We start from the raw sequence: 16,694 nt of genomic DNA, 5'->3' as shown, positions 1-16,694 counted from the left end.
CGGCCCTCACCCCCGGCTCGTTACACTCGCCTGCCCCCTCTCCCGATAACAGGAGAGGGCTGCGCCCTCCTGTCATCGTGAGAGGGGGCTGGAACTGCGTGCGCTGCGCCCGTGCCCGCCGCCGCCTCGCCCCTCGCCCCACGCACCCCAATTCCGTAGGGGCAGACCTGCGTGTCTGCCCACCCTCTCCGCAACCTCAACCTCTGCCCTTTCGCACCCGAATCCCGTAGGGGCCGCCCCATGTGGCTGCCCGTGCCCGCCGTCACGCGGTCCCTATGCGCGCGACGGACACACGCCCGCTCCCCTGTCCCCTCCCGCCCCCGCCGCATACCTTCACCCACACGCCACGGACGGCGCGCGGCCGTCCATGCAGAACCAGCAGCAGGAGAGACTCCGTTGAGCGACGACGCGATGACGACCACCGCCTCCGGGCTCCAGTACACCGACGAGGCGGTGGGAAGCGGCCAGGAGGCGCACGCAGGCGATCACGTGGTGGTGCACTATACCGGCACGCTCACCGACGGCCGCAAGTTCGACAGCAGCCGCGACCGCAACAAGCCGTTCGAGTTTCCCCTCGGCGCGGGCACCGTGATCCGCGGGTGGGACGAAGGCGTGGCGGGGATGAAGGTAGGCGGCAGGCGGCGTCTGGTCATTCCGCCGCAGCTCGGGTACGGCGCGCGGGGTGCCGGCGCCGTCATTCCGCCCAACGCGACACTGGTGTTCGACGTGGAGCTGATCGGCATCCGTTAGCCGCGAGAGTCGTGGCGGATTCTGGTAAGTTTGGGCGCTGAAGTGATTTTGTCCTATCCCAAGCGATGGCGGGATGGAACTTGACACGACTCGCGGGGGTGGCAAATTCATCGGACGCGGAGGCGCGCCGGATGATGACGGCCGCCTCCGCGGGTCTATTTCTTTTCACCGCCGCGTGCACCGGGCGGGTTCGTTATCCCCATTGAAGGATTGATTATGAGTGCGGCGGCGATCTTTGTGGACGGCGGTTACTTCGACCGCGTCTCGCGCGACTGCGGCTCCCCGCGGATCGACTTCGGCAAGCTGGCCACCGAGCTGGCACGGCCCAACGACCTCCTGCGAACCTACTACTATCACTGCCTCCCTTACGTCTCGCCGGTGCCGACGCCGGAGGAGCTGGAGAGGCTGGAAGGGAAGAAGCGCTTCTTCAGCGCCCTCAACCGCCTGAACCGCTTCGAAGTGCGCGAAGGGAAGCTCGAGTACCGCGGCACCGACCGCGAGAGCGAGCGCCCCATCTTCGAGCAAAAGCGGGTGGACATCTACCTGGGGGTGGACCTGGTGCTGCTGGCCGTAAAGCAGCGCGTGTCCCGCGCCATCCTCATCACCGGCGACAGCGATTTCCTCCCGGCGATTCGCGCGGCCAAGAACGAGGGGGTGCTGATCCACCTCTTCCACGGCACCGGCCCGCAGCAGCCGCACCGCGACCTGTGGGAAGAGGCGGACGACCGCACCGTCATCACCCCCGAGCTGCTCCAGACCTTCCTCCTCGCCAGCCCCGAGGACCGCCGCCCCTACGAGCGGCAGGAGCGCACCCAGTCGTACGATCGCCCGGTCTACGATCGGCCGGACGTGCGCCGCCCCTACTCTCCGCCGCCCCGCGACGAAGATCCGGCCGCCGACGCCTGGCCGGTGCGCTCGCCGCAGGGACTCTGACCGGCAAGATGAGGTAAACGAAAGCGGCACCGGATCGTTCCGGTGCCGCTTCTTTTGGCTCCTCACACGCTATCGCGTCGGGAGACTCATCCCCACGCGCACCCTCTGCGGCCACACGCGAACGTCCTCCCACCGCGGCGCGCCGATCGCGTAGCCGGCCCCGGCGCCCAGCAGCGCCCCCACCGGCGCGCCCGCGCCCGCGGCCAGGAAGACGCCAAACCCGGGATCGTCTCCGTCGTAGCCATCCCCCAGCACCGCCCCGGCCACGACGAACCCCACCAGCGCCCCCGCCACCGCCCCTCGCAACGCGTACGCACGCCTCCGCGACGGACGCGCCATCACCTGCACCGCCTGCACGCTCGCGAGCGGGAGCGCCGCCTCGGCCACGCCCGGCCGCGCCACCACCAGCGTGTCGCCGCGCACCGCCACGAAGCGCGCCTCGCTGCGCACCCACACGCCGCCCTCCGCCGTGACCCGCATGGGCGCATCGGGCACGAGGCGGATGTCCTGCGCGACGGTGCCCTGCGCCGCCAGCCCGCCGCGCAGGCACAGTCCGATGATGATCGTGAGGATCAATCGTGTCATGGGATTCGGATCGGACGCCCGCTCATAGCTCGGCGCAGGTGAGGAAGAGGACGCCCATCAGCGCCATCGTCAGGAGCTGAAAGCGGATCGCGCGCCCGCGCAGCGTCCATCCGCGCTCCGTGAAGTGCTTGCGGCTGAGAAAAGCGTACCGTGTGACCACGGCCCACGCACTCGTCCCCGGCGCCGTCTCCGAGATGGAAACCAGCATGCTTACGAAAGCCGTCACGCCTGAGGACGCGGTCAGTATGAAGAGCAGGGCACAGGCAACGAGGTGCATGAGGACGGCGGGGTAAGCGGGGAAGCGGTCTTGCGGGAGGGATGGACGGGGCACTGTACCGGATCCGGCCATTCACCACAACGGTTTCGGTGCGGGCCGCTGACATCGTCGCGGGGGCGGGCACGGGCAGCCACGTGGGGCTGCCCCTACGGGTTCTGGTGTGAAGGGGCGGGGGGAGGTGCGGCGGCGAGGGCGGGCAGACACGCAGGTCGGCCCCCACGGGATTCGTGCGAAAAGGCGGCCGACCGAGCAGCGGCAGGCACGGGCGCGATAAATCGCGCCCCTACTCCCCCCTCTCTCGATAACAGAGGCGCCAGCCTCTCCTGTTATCGGGAGAGGGGGGCCGGGGGGGTGAGGGCCCTACCCCACCGTCTCGTACGGCTCCGCGTGCGCCGCTACGGCTTCCGGCGAGAGGCGGAACGCGTCGCGGAGACGGGCTTCGGCGGCCTCGGCGGTGGCGTCCGTGCGGGCGTGCACCTCGGCCAGGGGGGCGCCCGGGGCCAGGCGGTCGCCGACGCGGGCGAGGACGACGATGCCGACCGCGGGATCCACGGGGTCGCCCTTGCGCAGGCGCCCGGCGCCGAGCTGCAGGGCCGCCTCCGCGATGGTGCGCGCGTCCGCCTCCGCCACCCATCCGTCCGCGTCGGCGGCGACGGTGCGCACGACGGGGGCGGCGGGGAGGAGGTCGGGGCGGGCGACGACGCGCGGGTCGCCTCCCTGCGCCTCCACCAGCATCTCCATCCGCCGCGCCGCCGCTCCCGAGTCACGAAGCGCGGTGAGGGTGCGCACGGCCTCGTCGGCCGAGGATGCAAGGCCGGAGAGGAGCATCAGGTGCGTGCCGAGCTCCAGGGTGAGCGCCCACAGGTCCGCGGGGCCGCCGCCGTTGAGGGTCTCGAGCGCCTCGCGCACCTCCAGCGCGTTGCCCACGGCGCGCCCCAGCGGCTCGCGCATGGAGGAGAGGACGGCGCGCGTGCGGCGCCCGGCTCCCTCGCCGATGCGGACCAGGGCGCCGGCCAGCTCGCGCGCGGCCTCCTGCGTGGTCATGAAGGCGCCGGAGCCCCACTTCACGTCCAGCACGATGGTCCCCGCGCCGCCGGCCAGCTTCTTCGACATGATGCTGCTGGCGATCAGTGGCACCGAATCCACCGTCGCCGTGACGTCGCGCAGCGAGTACAGCGCGCCGTCAGCGGGGACGAGGGCGGGGCTCTGGCCCACGAGCGCGCACCCGATCCGCCGCACCTGGGCGCTCATCTCCTCCAGCCCGAGCTCCGTGCGGAAGCCGGCGATCGACTCCAGCTTGTCCAGCGTGCCGCCCGTGTGCCCCAGCCCGCGCCCCGACATCTTCACGAAGGCCGCGCCCGCCTCCGCCATCAGCGGCACCAGGACGAGCGACGTCTTGTCGCCCACGCCGCCGGTGCTGTGCTTGTCGACGGTGGGGCGGTCGAGGTCCGCCCACTCTAGCGTGGCGCCGGTGTCGACCATCGCCTGGGTCATCGCCAGCGTCTCGCCCTCCGTCATCCCGCGCCAGCAGACGGCCATCAGCCACGCCGCCACCTGGTAGTCGGCGATCGACCTGTCCAGGTAGCCGGCCAGGAGCGCGCGGATCTCGTCGGGGGAGAGCTCGCCGCCGTTCTTCTTCCGCTCGATCAGCGGCACCGCCCCACTGCTCACGCATCCTCCGCGAGCGCGGGGAGATCCGACCCGTCGAATGCGCCGGGGAGGAGGGCCCCGACCGTGGTCATGCGCACGCCTCCCGGGTCGTTGGGCCCGGCCGGCGTCACCAGCACCATCTCGGGGCCGAACTCGTACAGCACCTGGCGGCATGCTCCGCACGGCGCGCAGGCGAGGTCGTCCTGCGGGCCCACCACCGCGATGGCGCGGAAGGTGGTTCGCCCCTCGGAGACGGCCTTGAAGATCGCGGTGCGCTCGGCGCAGTTGGTGAGGCCGTACGAGGCGTTCTCCACGTTGCACCCGGTGAAGACGGTGCCGTCGTCGGCCAGCAGCGCGGCGCCCACCGGAAAGCGGCTGTACGGCACGTATGCGAAGCCGCGGGCGCTTCGTGCGCTCTCCATCAGCGCCTGCGCCTGCGGCTCGTCCAGCGCCGGGTTCTCGGTCGGATTGGTCAACGTCGTTCGCTCCGAAGGGTTTGCGGCTTGGAGTTGCAAGCGCCGCGCCGCATAGCACAAGGCCCGCTTCCACGAGCGTGGGAGCGGGCCGGGCATCGTAACGACAGCCTCACACAGAGTATCTCCGTGTGAGGCGCGGTTCAGCGGTTCGCGACGGCGACGGTGCTGTCGCTGCGGCCCAGCATCCGCCGCACCCCCGTCCAGGCGCGCACCAGCGATGAGGAGCGGTCCAGCCGCGCCTCCGCGATGCGGCGCGATCCCGTGCTGGCGTGGATGAAGCGCCCGCCGCCGATGTACACCCCCACGTGCGTCGTGCGCCCGCCGTACCCGAAGGTGAGGATGTCGCCCGGCAGCATGCGGCTCACGTCGCGCGGGATCGACTGGCCCACGCGAGCCTGCTCGGCCGCGGTGCGGGGGAGGCGCACGTTCAGGCCGCGCATCAGGTATTGCATGAAGCCGCTGCAGTCGAAGCCGCGGTCGGGCGAGGTGCCGCCCAGCACGTACCGCACCCCCAGCTGCCGCCGGGCCAGCGCCACCACCGAGTCGCGCTTCGCATCCGCCTCGCCGCGCGGGGCATTCTCGCCGCGCAGGAACTCACGCAGCCTGGGGAAGCTCTCCTGCGCCGGTGCGGCGCCGGGAAGGGCCAGCACGAGACCCAGGGCAATGGCGAATAGTGCGCTGCCGCGGCTTGGAAGCAAGGCTGATGTGGGGGAACGCGGGTGAAAGCGGATCGGCGCGGGGACCATCCCACCGGGTGGCATCCCCCCTGTCAGGGGAATGGCCGCGGCGGCGCCGAAGCGGAATCGATCGGGGTGTGAAGGGGGGCATGATACCCCCGCCGACCCGCCTCGTCAACCACCTCGTGCGCCGCCGATTCGGCTCTCAGACACTAAGCCGATGCACTACAACGGCTTGCGGAAATCGATGCATTCGGCGGTTTCCACCCCGCGCCGGCCGCTGATGGACAACGCGGGCGGCCCGCCCCATGTTGCGGAAGACCATCCCCGCCAATCCCGACGCATCCGCCATGAGCCGCCTCTTCCGCACAGCCGTACCCCTGCTGGCGCTCGCCGCGCTGGCCTGCGCCGCCGCCGCGCCCGCCGCGGGACGCCCGGCTCCGAGCGCCGTCAGCGGCGATACGACCGCGCTGCGCCGCACGCTGGAGGGCGTGATGCGCGGCTACGCGGGGGTGGCGGGGGTCAGCGTCGCAAACCTCAGGACGGGCGAGACGCTCTCCATCCGCGGCGGGGAGACGTACCCGTCCGCGTCGCTGATCAAGGTGGCGATCCTGGTGGCGCTGCTGGACGAGGTCAGCAAGGGATCGATCCGGCTGGACGAGCGCATCGGGATGATCGCGCGCGACCGGGTGGGTGGCTCCGGCGTGCTGCAGTACATGGCGTCCGGCCTCAACCTCACGGTCGAGGACGCGGCGTGGCTGATGATCACCCTCTCCGACAACACCGCCACCAACCTCCTCCTGGACCGCCTCAACATCCGCACGGTGTGGAGCAAGATGGAGGCGCTGGGCCTGCCGCACACCAAGATCCACTCGAAGACCTTTCTCCGCGCCACCTCGGTGGCCATGGACAGCTCGGTGAAGTACGGCCTGGGCGTCACCACGCCGGACGAGACGACGCGCCTCTTCACCCTGCTGCACCAGGGCCGCGCGGTGTCCCCCGCGATGGACTCGCTGGCGCTGCGGATGCTGCGCGCCAACCAGGACCCCAGCAAGCTGCAGCGCTGGCTCCCCGAGGACCTCGTCGCCGCCCACAAGACGGGCGAAGTGGACCAGGCGCGCAGCGACTGCGGCATCCTGTACGGCGCCGAGGCCCCGGTGGCGGTCTGCGTGATGACGCGCGAAAACCAGGACAAATCGTACATGCCGGACAATCCCGCCAACCTCCTGATCGCGCGCATCGGCCGCGAGGTGTTCCGGCACTACAACCCGGCCGCGCCGCTTCCCCCGTTGCCGCGCTGACCCAGGACGCCGCCGCGCCCGCACCGGCTCCGGAGCCCGCGCCGCGGCGGAGGCGCATGCGCATCACCCTGCGCCGCGCCACCATCGGCGTGGCGCTGGCGGAGGTCGCGCTGCTGCTGGGGCTCGTCGTCTACCTGGCCGCGACCGAGAAGACGCTGCTGGTGAGGGTGGCGACGCGCGAGGAGCTGAAGCCGGCGGCCACCGCCGCGCGGCTGGTGATCCCGGTGGCGGGGGTGCGGGAGCACGACCTGGCCGACAGCTACGGCGCGGGGCGCTCCGGCGGGCGCAAGCACAAGGGCGTGGACATCTTTGCGCCGGACGGCACGCCGGTGCTGGCGGCGTCGGGCGGGGTGATCGTGAAGCGGGCCTCGAACGCGCTGGGCGGGACCTCGCTCTACCACCGCGACGCGGACGGGCGCACCATCTACTACTACGCGCACCTCCAGCGCTACCGAGCCGGCCTCAAGGAGGGCGACCTGGTGCGCGCCGGAGACGTCATCGGGTACGTGGGGCACACCGGCAACGCGCCCCCCGGAAACCCGCACCTGCACTTTGCCGTCTACACCGTATCCGACCCGAACCGCTGGTGGCGGGGAAGGGACCTGAACCCGTATCCCCTGCTCGTGAAGCCGTGAGCCCGCTCCGCATCCAACCGCTCCGCACGCGATGCCGCTCGTAGCCGTCTGGCTGACCACGTTCGCCGTCTGCGTGCTGGGCTCGCTCGTCCCCTTCGTCAACACGGAGATCTACCTGCTCTCCGCGGTGGCGCTCTCACCGAAGTCGTACGTGCTGCCGCTGGTGATCGCGGCCACGCTGGGGCAGACGGTGGGGAAGATCGCGATGTACTACGTGGGGCTCGGCGTGCTGAAGCTCCCCGCCGGCCGCGTGCAGCGCGGGCTGGAGGCGACCCAGGCGAAGCTGGAGGCGCGGCCGATGTGGGGGAAGCTGGTCTTCTTCTGCAGCTCGCTGGTGGGCCTGCCGCCGCTGTACGTGATGGCGCTCGCGGCGGGCGCGGTGCGGATGAACATCGCCTTCTTCGTGGTGGCGTGCCTGGTGGGGCGCTTCATCCACTTCGCGGTGGTGGCGATGGTCCCCGACCTGTGGAGCCAGATCTTCGGCTGAGTCGGTTGCGCGCGCGGGCGGCTGCGTACAGCTTGAAGGCGGCACCCGAAAATGGAGGGACCGATGATCGCGAAGCACGTCCGCTACCACGAAGCGAACATCCTCAACCCCGAAGCGGGGAACCACGTCGTCACCAGCGACCCGCGCGAGGTGAAGGCGGCCAAGCGGGCGGCGCAGCGCTCGTGGGCGGAGTTCCCGTACTACGGCCACCGCTACGGCACGCGTGGCCGCCAGTTTTCGCTGAGCGACAGCGGCTGGCTCGCCACCCTGGTCGACCTGACGCCGGACGTGGCGATCGAGCAGGTGAAGTGGCTGGGCGGCGTCCTCGCCTCGCGCGGGATGCCGCAGTGGATGCTGGAGCGCCACCTGGGCATCCTCCACGAGGAGCTTTCGGCCGCGCTCCCGGAGTCGGCGGGGCGCTACACGATCCTCCTGCTCTGCGCCCGCGAGCTGCGCTCCATGCGCGAGGCGCACTTCCCCCCGGCCCGCTTCCAGGCCCTCACCGACGCATTCGACGCGGCGGTCGGCGAGCCATGGAACCGCCGGCTGCGCGGGATGGGCGGCCTCCTGGTGGCCGCCGTGGCGGACGAACGCTCCGGCATCGAGTACGCCGTCCCCTCGCTCACCGAGTGGGTGTGCGACGCGAGCCGCTTCCCGCCCGAGTGGATCGCGGCCGTCGAGCACACGCTGGCGCGCGCCCGCGGCTGAACAGCATCACACAGAGAGCACGGAGGAAAACGGAAAGGCGCTGAGAAAAGCCTTTCCGTTTTGCTTTCCGTCCCCCTCTGTGGCTCTGTGTGAGGCGCTTTTCTTGAGGTGTCGACGCTCATGACCGATTCCGCGAACCCGCTCGGCCACGGCTGGGGCCTCACGGTAGCCGAAGCGCGCGAGCTGCAGCTCGACCTGCGCGAGCGCATCGTGCTGCGCGCCCCGCCGGACTTCCGCCCGCGCACCATCGCCGGCGCGGACGTGTCGATGGAGAAGTTCGCGAAGCGCGGCTACGCGGGTATCGTGACGCTGGACGCCGCCACGCTCGAAACATTGGAGGAAGCGAGCTGCGCCGCCACGCTGCAGATGCCGTACATCCCGGGCTACCTCTCCTTCCGCGAGCTTCCCCCGCTCGACGACGCGTTCCGCAAGCTGCGGACGAAGCCGGATGTCGTGATCTTCGATGGGCAGGGGCTCGCGCACCCGCGCCGCTTCGGCATCGCCTGCCACGGCGGGCTGCTGTGGGACGTCCCCACCATCGGCTGCGCGAAATCGATCCTGGTGGGCGAGCACGACGAGCCGGGGTGGGCGCGCGGATCCACCGCCCCGCTCGTGCACCAGGGCGAGACCGTCGGCGTGGCCCTGCGCACGCGCGACGGCGTCAAGCCCGTGTACGTCTCCCCCGGCCACCTCATGGACATCGAGACGGCCGTTCGCGTCGTCCTCTCCGTCTCCCCCAAGTACCGCGAGCCGGAGACCACCCGCCGCAGCCATCGTTTGGTCAACGCGATAAGGCGGGGGGACAAGGGGTAGGCAGGGCAGGGCCGGCGCCCGCACCGCCGGGGGATAAATCCCCCGGCTGGAACTACGCGAAGACCGCTGAAGCGGTCTGGCATGGGCGCAGTTTGCGGTGCGCGCCCGTACGGGCATCGCGCAACGCACACGGTGTTGTCCCCCGCCCTCGCCCTGCGCCCCCGCGGGCGGGGGAGGCGGCCGGGGGGAGGGGGCCCGCCGCACTCACGCACTAATGCACTCCCTTCCGCCCCCCCGCCCCCGCGCAATATCCTTCCCGGCACCCTTCCTGCCGCAGCTCCGGTCAGAATCCGCCGGCCCGGCGCGTTCCACCCCGACAATTCAGAGCCCGTAGCCATCTTGCCTCCGATGTACGACGAGGAAGAGCCGTTGAATCCCACGAAGCTCTTCCTGGAGCACTACGACGGGCTGTACCGCTACCTGGTGCGCCTGACCGGCGACCCGGACCTGGCGGCGGACGCGGCGCAGGAAGCGTTCGTACGCCTGGTGGAGCGGCCGCCGCAGGACCGCCACGTGCGGGCCTGGCTGTACGCGGTGGCCACCAACGTGGTACGCGACACCGCCCGCGCCCGTGCGCGCTGGCTCACGCTGCTCCGCGCGACGCCCGAGAGGGCGCCCGTGGGCGACATGGGCCCCGCGCCGGACGCGGCTACCGAGAGTGAGGAACGGCGGCGCCTGGTGAGGGCCGCGCTGGACCGCCTTTCGTGGAAGGAGCGCACCGTGCTGCTGATGCGCGAGGAAGGCTTCGCGCATCACGAGATCGCAGACGCGGTGGGGACCACCACCGGGTCGGTGGGAACCATGCTGGCACGGGCGCTCAAGAAACTTTCCGCGGAGCTCTCTCCCTCAACCGAGAGCCTTCGATGAGCTTTGTGATCGGTCCGCGCACCCATCTGGGTGAGACGGACCTGCTTCGATACCTGGACCGGCAGCTCGACCGCGACGCGCTTCGGCACGCGCGGCACCACCTGGGGCAGTGCGCCGCCTGCTCCGCCCAGCTCGCCGAGCTGGAGCGGCGCTCCGCCACCGTCAGCGCGCTGATCGGCGAGCTGCCGGTGCAGCTCCCCGACTCCGGAAAGCGGGCCGTGGCGCTGGCCGCCATGGACCGCGCCCGCCTGCGCAGCTCGGCCACCGGCCCGCTCAGCGGCAGGGTGCTGCTGCGCGCGGCCGCCCTCTTCATGCTCGGGCTGCTGGGGGCGATGACGACGCAGCCCGGCCGCGCCTGGGTCTCCGACCGCGTGGAGGCGGTGGCGGGCGACAAGCCGGGACCGCTGCTGGCGGGCGTCCTGCGCATGCTGGATGGCGACGAGCCGCCCCCGCCGGTGGCCGCCGCCGCCCCGCCGGCCGTGGAGGCCGTACGCACCCAGCGCCCGGACGCCACGCCGCGGCAGCGCGTGCAGGTGCAGCCCCGCAGGACCGTAGCGCCGGGGGCCACCGCGCCGGTGAAGTTCACCCCCGACGGTCCGGAGGTGACGATCCGCTTCGAGACGCTGCAGCGCGGCGGCACGGCCACGGTCTGGCTGCGCGACGTGGAGGATGCCACCGCGCAGGTCACCAGCGGGCATCGCGGCGAGCGGATCGTGGCGGTGGAGGGCGGCGTCCGCGTGCGGAACCGCCCGAGCTCCCGCGCGCACTACATGCTCACCATCCCCGTGTATTTCCGCTCGCTGCGCGTGCAGGTGGGCGACGGGCCTGAGTCGGTGATCGGTATTTCCAAGTCCAAGACCGACTGGATCTGGACGATCCCCCTGCAGGCGACCGCCGAGCCATCCTCCGCGGACAAAGAGCAGAACTAGCCACGCATGCAAAATCCCCCTCCCCCGGGCAGTATCGGGGGAGGGGGATGCGTCGCGGAGCGACGCTGGGGGTGGGGCCCCCTACCGGTTGCGCGCGCTACTCATCCGCAGCTTGTACGCGCCGACGCCGCCCGCGCCCAGAGAGCTGGCGCGCACCACGTAGTCGCCGTCCTCCGGGAGGGTGACTTCCAGGTGCGAGTTGGTGCCGTCCGGGCCGTCGTCGTTGCTGGAGATCTCCTCGAAGCGGCCGTTCACCAGCCGCCCCACCGCCACCACCGTGTCGAACGCGTCGGACGACAGGGTGAAGGTCACCGGCTCGTCCTTGCGGCCGCGGAAGCTCCAGTAGTCGTACAGCGCTCCGTCGTCGGCCTCGGCGTCGCCGTCCTCCAGCGCGCCCTCTGCGTCCGTCTCGGGGCGCAGCGCCTGCGGGGTGGCGGGGCGGCTCGCCGGGCGCTCGGTAACCATCAGCGTGTACGGCCCGGTGGCGCTCCCCACCGAGTTGGCGCGCAGCACGTACTCGCCCTCCTCGTCCAGCGTCACCCGCATCCGCGAGTTGGTGCCCTCCCCCGCGCCGTCGTCGTCCGTGGACTTGGAGACGAACTCGCCGCCCGTCATCCGCCCCAGGTTCAGAAAGGTGTCGAACGAGTCGGACTTCATCTCGATCGACAGGCGCTGTCCGGGGCGGCCGGTGAGGATGTAGCTGTCGTAGAAGGTGTCGTCGTCCTCCAGGATCGCGTCGGTCTCGGAGAGCGAGCCCGTCACCGTCTCGCCGACGCGGATGGGGCGCGGCGCGCCGGTGGAGACGCGCGGCGCGTCCGCCAGGCTGAGCGTGAAGGCGCCCGTCTTCTCCGGGTCCAGCGACTGCGCTACCAGCAGGTAGGTGCCGGCGTCCTTGGGGGTGAAGCGGATGCGCGCGTCGGTGTCGCCGCCGTGATCGTCGTCTTCCTTGAGGACGTCGGTGATGCCGCCCACGTTGCGCGCCACGCGCAGGTACGCGTCGAAATCCTTGGAGCGCATGACGATGACGTACGGGCGCCCCGCGGCGGCCTCGAAGCGGTACACCTTGAAGCGGCCCCGCTCGGTGGGGGTGGGATCGGACTCGGAGAGCGTCCCGTTGACCGTCTGCCCCGGGCGGATGGCGGGGTGATTGGCCTGCGCCACGGCGGGAGCCGCCGCGCCCGCCAGGAGGAGCGCCGCCACGGCGCCACGTCGAATCGCGTTCATCGTCTTCTCGTTCCGGGGGAAGTGGGTGGCGGCCTTGGGAGCCGCCGGTCGGGAAAGGATCACAGCCGCTCGACGATCAGGGTGTACGCCCCCGTTTCGCCGCCGCCGAGGGTGTTCGCGCGGATCACGTACGTGCCGGTGCGCGGAAGGGTGATCTCGATCTTCGCGTCGGTGCCGCCGCCCTCGTCGTCGTCGGTCTGGATCGACTCGAAGGCCTCCCCCGTCCCCTGGCCGATGGAGAGGAAGGCGTCGAAGTCCGGCGAGCGCATGGTGATGCGCAGCTTCTCGCCCGCGCGGCCCTCGTACACGAAGGCGTCGTAGTAGGAGTCGTCGTCCGCCTGCGCGTCGCTGTCGGAGAGCTGGCCGCTGACGGTCTGGCCCGCGCGGATCGCCTGTGGCCGCGGGGCCGGCGGCGGCGTGAAGGGGCGCAGGGCGATGGTGTACGCGCCCGTCTCGCCGCCCTCCACGGAGTTGGCGCGGATGACGTACTGGCCGTCCTCCGGCAGGGTCAGGCGCACGCGCGCATCGTTTCCGCCCGCGCCGTCGTCGTCCGATTCCAGGACGTTCAGCTCGGTGCCGTTGAGCTGCCCCACCGACAGGTGCGAGTCGAAGGCGGTGGAGCGCATCACCACTTCCACCCGATCGCCGCGGCGGCCGGTGAAGCTGAAGTGGTCGAAGTACGATCCGTCGCCCATCTTGGGGTCGGATGCCGCCAGCGCTCCGCTCACCGTCTGCCCCATGCGGATCGGCGCGGCGACGGCTGCCGGGGTGCTCTCGTCCTCGTCGTCCTCCTCCTCGCCCCCCGCTTCGGCCATCAGGGTGTACGCGCCCGTCTCCCCCGCGCCGAGCGAGTTGGCGCGGACGACGTAGTCCCCAGCTTCCGAAAAGGTGATGGTGACGCGCGCATCGGTGCCGCCGGCCCCGTCGTCGTCGCTCTCGATCTGGTCGAACTCGCCGCCCTCCATGCGCCCGACCGCCAGGTAGGCGTCGAACGCGGAGGAGCGCAGGGTAAAGGTCACGCGCTCACCCTGGCGGGCGCGAAAGGTGTAGAGGTCGTAGTGCGAGTCGTCGTCCGCCTTGGGGTCGGTGGCGGAGAGCTCTCCGCGCACCGTCTGCCCGACGCGGATGGGGACCTGGGCGTGCAGCGGAAGCGCGAAGGCCAGGACGGCCCCTGCTGCCAGCAACGAAGTTCTGAGCATCGCGATCGGGATGTGGTGGTGAGCTCGGGCGGTGCGGAGGTGCCCGGTGAGGAGGGTGCGCCGTCGCCAATCTAGCGTGCGGCGTAAGAAAGAAAAGGCTTCTCTCCGGCGGTTGCAGGGGTGGAGGCACGATGACGGCTGATGCAGGATCGTTCGCCGCCAATGTTCGGTGCTCACGGCGGGGTGCGGGAGCAATGGCGGGCACGGGCAGCCACGTGGGGCGGCCCCTACGGGGGGGCGTGGCAGGATGCACGACGCCCCGGACGGCGGAGGCTGTCCGGGGCGTGGTGGATGTGCGGGTGATGCGGGCTAGGCGATCATCAGCATGGGGTCTTCGAGGTAGCTCTTGAAGGTGCGGAGGAACTCCGCGCCGGTGGCCCCGTCGATGACGCGGTGGTCGCAGGTGAGGGTGACGCGCATCCGCGGGCGGATCTGCATCTCGCCGTCGACCGCCACCACCTTGTCCACCGAGGCGCCGATGGCCAGGATCGCGGCCTCCGGCGGGTTGAGCACTGCGGTGAACTCCTCGATCCCGAACATCCCCAGGTTGCTGATGGAAAAGGTGGAGCCGGTGTACTCCTCCGGCTTCAGCTTCTTCTCGCGGGCGCGCCCGGCAAGCTCCTTCACCTCTCGGCTGATCTCCGTCACGCCCTTGCGGTCCGCGTCAAAGATCACGGGGGTGATGAGCCCCTCCTCCACCGCCACCGCCACGCCGATGTTGACGCGGTCGTTCATGCGGATGGTGTCGCCCTGCCACGACGCGTTGACCCACGGGTGCCTGCGCAGCGCCCCGGCGACCGCGCGGATCACCAGGTCGTTCGGCGAGACCTTGACCCCGTCGGCGGCGAAGCGCTCGTTGATGCGCGCCCTCATCTTCACCGCCTCGCCCATGTCGATCTCGACGGTGAGGTAGAAGTGCGGGACGGGGCCGCTGGACATGGAAAGGCGCTTGGCGATGGCCTTCCGCATCTGCGACACCGGCACGTCGCGCCCGCCCGCCGCCTGCGGAGCCGGAGCGGCCGCCTGGGGCTGCGGCGCGGGAGCCGCGGCCTGCGGCTGTGCGGGCTGCTGCTGCGCACCGCCCGCCTGCATCGCCGCCTCCACGTCGCGCCGGACGATGCGGCCGCCGGGCCCGCTGCCGCGCATCGAGCCGACGTCCACCCCCGCGTCGGCCGCCATGCGCCGGGCCAGCGGCGACGCCTTCACCCGCCCATCGCCGCCCGCGGGCGCGGCGCTCTCGGCCTCCGCGGCGGGAGCTGCTGGCTGAGCCGGAGCCTCTTCCGCCTGCTGAGGCGCGGGCTCTGGAGCGGCCGGCGCGGGCGCGGCGGCTTCGGGAGCCTTGGCGGGTGCCGCCGGCGCATCGCCGCCGCCGGTGAGGGCAGAGACGTCCTCGTCCGCCGCGCCGATGACGGCGATCACCACGCCGACGTTGGCTGTGTCGCCGTCGCCGATCATGCGCTTGCGCAGGACGCCGGAGCCGCGCGCCACCAGCTCCATCGTGGCCTTGTCGGTCTCGACCTCGGCGAGGACGTCGCCTTCCTTGACCTCGTCGCCCTCGTTCTTGAGCCAGGTGCTGATCCGCCCCTCCTCCATCGTGGGGGAGAGGGCTTCCATGTAGACTTTCGTGGCCATTGCGAGCTTCCGTTGATAAGTGCCTAGTGCCCAGTGCCAAGTGCCTAGTAGATGCGCCCGAGGTTACTAGGCACTTGGCACTGGGCACTTGGAACTTCTTTATCTGTACAGCACCCGGTTCACCTTCTCCACCACCATCTCCGCGCTCGGCTTGGCGGCGCGCTCCATCGCCTTGGCGTACGGCATCGGCACGTCGGCCTGCGTCACGCGGAGGATGGGGGCGTCCAGCTCGTCGAAGGCCTCTTCCTGGATTAGCGCGGCCACCGTGGTCGTGATGCCGCCGAACGGCCACCCTTCCTCCAGCAGCACCACGCGGTTCGTCTTGGCGACGGTGCGCATGATCGACTCGGTGTCCAGCGGGCGCAGCGAGCGGAGGTCCAGCACGTCGGCCTGGATGCCATCCTTTTCGAGCTGCGCGGCCGCCTGGAGCGCCACGTGGATCATCTTGCCGTGCGTGATGATGGAGACGTCGCTCCCCTCGCGCTTCAGGTCCGCCACGCCCAGCGGGATGATGAAGTCGTCATCCTCGGGCACCTCGCCCTTGATGTTGTACAGCATCTCCCCCTCGAAGACGCACACCGGGTCGTCGTCGCGGATGGCGGCCTTGAGCAGCCCCTTGGCGTCCGCCGGGGTGCCGGGCACCACCACCTTGACCCCCGGATAGTGCGCCACCTGCGACTCCAGCGCCTGCGAGTGCTGCGCGCCCAGCTGCAGCGCCGCGCCGCTCGGCCCGCGGAAGGTGATGGGGATGTTGAACTGGCCGCCGCTCATGCTGCGCATCTTGCTGGCGGCGTTAAAGATCTGGTCGAACGCCAGGATCGCGAAGTTCCACGTCATGAACTCGATCACCGGCCTGATCCCCGTCATCGCCGCGCCCACCCCCAGCCCCGCGAACCCGAGCTCCGTGATCGGCGTATCCACCACGCGCAGCTCCCCGAACTGCTCCAGCAACCCCTTCGATACCTTGTAAGCGCCGTTGTACACCCCGACTTCCTCGCCCATGAGGAAGACGTCAGGGTCGCGCTGCATCTCTTCAGCGAGCGCCTGGTTGAGCGCTTCGCGGTAAGTAATTACTGCCATTCGTTCATCTTCAGTTAGAGTGCCTAGTGCCCAGTGCCTAGTGCCTAGTAACTGCGGTCCAGCGATTTGCGTAGCGCGACAAGGATGCGCGTCACTTCGTTGCACGCTTCGATCAGTGCCGCGGCTTCCTCAGGGTGCAAATATCCGAGTTCTGCCGCCAGGTACAGCTGACTCCGGACCTCGCCCGCCGATCCTCGGGCGAACGTCAGAAAGCGCGCGAACTCGGGACGACTATTCCGGTCGAATCCCTCCGCGATGTTCGACATCACGGACACCGCAGCCCGCTGTATCTGGTCACGCAGGCCGAAGTCCTTCGCGAACTGCCCCTTGGCCGTGGCTCGGTAAACCCGCACACACAACGCCTTAGCCTTCTGCCACGCGATCAGCTCCTCGAAGCGCGAGACTTTCATCCGCGCACACTAGGCACTTGGCACTAGGCACTTGGCACTGCAGTTCACCGATTCCTCATGT

Annotated in this window: 19 protein-coding genes; 9 read left to right on the top strand and 10 right to left on the bottom strand. The window is 70.7% G+C overall.

Features of this window, described 5'->3' with window-relative positions; all coding sequences use genetic code 11:
* The first annotated feature begins 396 nt into the window (after window positions 1–396).
* Window positions 397–750: an FKBP-type peptidyl-prolyl cis-trans isomerase gene (locus VF647_21470; GenBank protein HEX8454664.1), complete on the top strand. Its 354-nt coding sequence runs from the start codon at window positions 397–399 to the stop codon at window positions 748–750.
* Between the two features lie 216 nt (window positions 751–966).
* The gene (locus tag VF647_21465) at window positions 967–1,683 is read left to right on the top strand and encodes an NYN domain-containing protein (GenBank protein HEX8454663.1); all 717 of its coding nucleotides are present in this window, start codon (window positions 967–969) and stop codon (window positions 1,681–1,683) included.
* A gap of 69 nt (window positions 1,684–1,752) precedes the next feature.
* Here the strand turns inward: VF647_21465 and VF647_21460 are convergent, their stop codons facing one another.
* The 5 genes from VF647_21460 to VF647_21440 form a co-directional block, all read right to left on the bottom strand.
* Complete coding sequence (locus tag VF647_21460) at window positions 1,753–2,268, bottom strand: hypothetical protein (protein HEX8454662.1); 516 nt, start codon at window positions 2,266–2,268, stop codon at window positions 1,753–1,755.
* Window positions 2,269–2,290: 22 nt separating this feature from the next.
* Complete coding sequence (locus VF647_21455; protein HEX8454661.1) at window positions 2,291–2,494, bottom strand: hypothetical protein; 204 nt, start codon at window positions 2,492–2,494, stop codon at window positions 2,291–2,293.
* A 411-nt stretch (window positions 2,495–2,905) separates the two neighbouring features.
* Window positions 2,906–4,216 carry a thymidine phosphorylase gene (locus VF647_21450; protein HEX8454660.1) on the bottom strand — a complete coding sequence of 437 codons (1,311 nt, stop codon included), beginning with the start codon at window positions 4,214–4,216 and terminating at the stop codon, window positions 2,906–2,908.
* Entirely contained in the window at window positions 4,213–4,671 is a 459-nt protein-coding gene (locus tag VF647_21445; GenBank protein HEX8454659.1) for a cytidine deaminase, read from the bottom strand. Before VF647_21445 ends, VF647_21450 begins: the two co-directional genes overlap by 4 nt.
* Before the next feature lie 140 nt (window positions 4,672–4,811).
* Window positions 4,812–5,369, bottom strand: a complete 558-nt coding sequence (locus tag VF647_21440; protein ID HEX8454658.1) for a C40 family peptidase — start codon at window positions 5,367–5,369, stop codon at window positions 4,812–4,814.
* Between the two features lie 287 nt (window positions 5,370–5,656).
* Between VF647_21440 and VF647_21435 the strand changes: the two genes are divergently transcribed.
* The 7 genes from VF647_21435 (at window position 5,657) to VF647_21405 (ending at window position 11,088) form a co-directional block, all read left to right on the top strand.
* The gene (locus tag VF647_21435; GenBank protein ID HEX8454657.1) at window positions 5,657–6,649 is read left to right on the top strand and encodes a serine hydrolase; all 993 of its coding nucleotides are present in this window, start codon (window positions 5,657–5,659) and stop codon (window positions 6,647–6,649) included.
* Between the two features lie 56 nt (window positions 6,650–6,705).
* Window positions 6,706–7,284 carry a M23 family metallopeptidase gene (locus VF647_21430; protein HEX8454656.1) on the top strand — a complete coding sequence of 193 codons (579 nt, stop codon included), beginning with the start codon at window positions 6,706–6,708 and terminating at the stop codon, window positions 7,282–7,284.
* 31 nt (window positions 7,285–7,315) lie between these two features.
* Complete coding sequence (locus VF647_21425; protein ID HEX8454655.1) at window positions 7,316–7,771, top strand: VTT domain-containing protein; 456 nt, start codon at window positions 7,316–7,318, stop codon at window positions 7,769–7,771.
* Window positions 7,772–7,834: 63 nt separating this feature from the next.
* On the top strand, window positions 7,835–8,479 hold the full coding sequence (locus tag VF647_21420; GenBank protein HEX8454654.1) for a hypothetical protein: 645 nt from the start codon (window positions 7,835–7,837) through the stop codon (window positions 8,477–8,479).
* Window positions 8,480–8,599: 120 nt separating this feature from the next.
* Window positions 8,600–9,292: a deoxyribonuclease V gene (gene nfi, locus VF647_21415; GenBank protein HEX8454653.1), complete on the top strand. Its 693-nt coding sequence runs from the start codon at window positions 8,600–8,602 to the stop codon at window positions 9,290–9,292.
* 369 nt (window positions 9,293–9,661) lie between these two features.
* Window positions 9,662–10,159, top strand: coding sequence for a sigma-70 family RNA polymerase sigma factor (locus tag VF647_21410; protein HEX8454652.1), 498 nt, complete (start codon window positions 9,662–9,664; stop codon window positions 10,157–10,159).
* Window positions 10,156–11,088 (top strand): hypothetical protein, encoded by a 933-nt coding sequence (locus VF647_21405; GenBank protein HEX8454651.1) that lies wholly within the window; start codon window positions 10,156–10,158, stop codon window positions 11,086–11,088. The genes VF647_21410 and VF647_21405 overlap by 4 nt, the downstream gene beginning before the upstream one ends.
* Before the next feature lie 81 nt (window positions 11,089–11,169).
* Here VF647_21405 and VF647_21400 read toward each other — a convergent pair whose 3' ends face one another.
* The 5 genes from VF647_21400 to VF647_21380 form a co-directional block, all read right to left on the bottom strand.
* The gene (locus tag VF647_21400; GenBank protein HEX8454650.1) at window positions 11,170–12,312 is read right to left on the bottom strand and encodes a hypothetical protein; all 1,143 of its coding nucleotides are present in this window, start codon (window positions 12,310–12,312) and stop codon (window positions 11,170–11,172) included.
* A 59-nt stretch (window positions 12,313–12,371) separates the two neighbouring features.
* The gene (locus tag VF647_21395; GenBank protein HEX8454649.1) at window positions 12,372–13,511 is read right to left on the bottom strand and encodes a PPC domain-containing protein; all 1,140 of its coding nucleotides are present in this window, start codon (window positions 13,509–13,511) and stop codon (window positions 12,372–12,374) included.
* Window positions 13,512–13,820: 309 nt separating this feature from the next.
* The gene (locus tag VF647_21390; protein HEX8454648.1) at window positions 13,821–15,143 is read right to left on the bottom strand and encodes a pyruvate dehydrogenase complex dihydrolipoamide acetyltransferase; all 1,323 of its coding nucleotides are present in this window, start codon (window positions 15,141–15,143) and stop codon (window positions 13,821–13,823) included.
* 99 nt (window positions 15,144–15,242) lie between these two features.
* Window positions 15,243–16,328: a pyruvate dehydrogenase complex E1 component subunit beta gene (locus VF647_21385; GenBank protein ID HEX8454647.1), complete on the bottom strand. Its 1,086-nt coding sequence runs from the start codon at window positions 16,326–16,328 to the stop codon at window positions 15,243–15,245.
* Window positions 16,268–16,633 (bottom strand): four helix bundle protein, encoded by a 366-nt coding sequence (locus VF647_21380; protein HEX8454646.1) that lies wholly within the window; start codon window positions 16,631–16,633, stop codon window positions 16,268–16,270. Before VF647_21380 ends, VF647_21385 begins: the two co-directional genes overlap by 61 nt.
* Window positions 16,634–16,694: the final 61 nt, after the last annotated feature.

Origin of the sequence: Longimicrobium sp. (assembly GCA_036387335.1) — a bacterium.
Taxonomy (GTDB): Bacteria; Gemmatimonadota; Gemmatimonadetes; order Longimicrobiales; family Longimicrobiaceae; genus Longimicrobium.
Note: the sequence above shows the minus strand (reverse complement) of the source record. Positions and strands in the feature narration are given on the sequence as shown.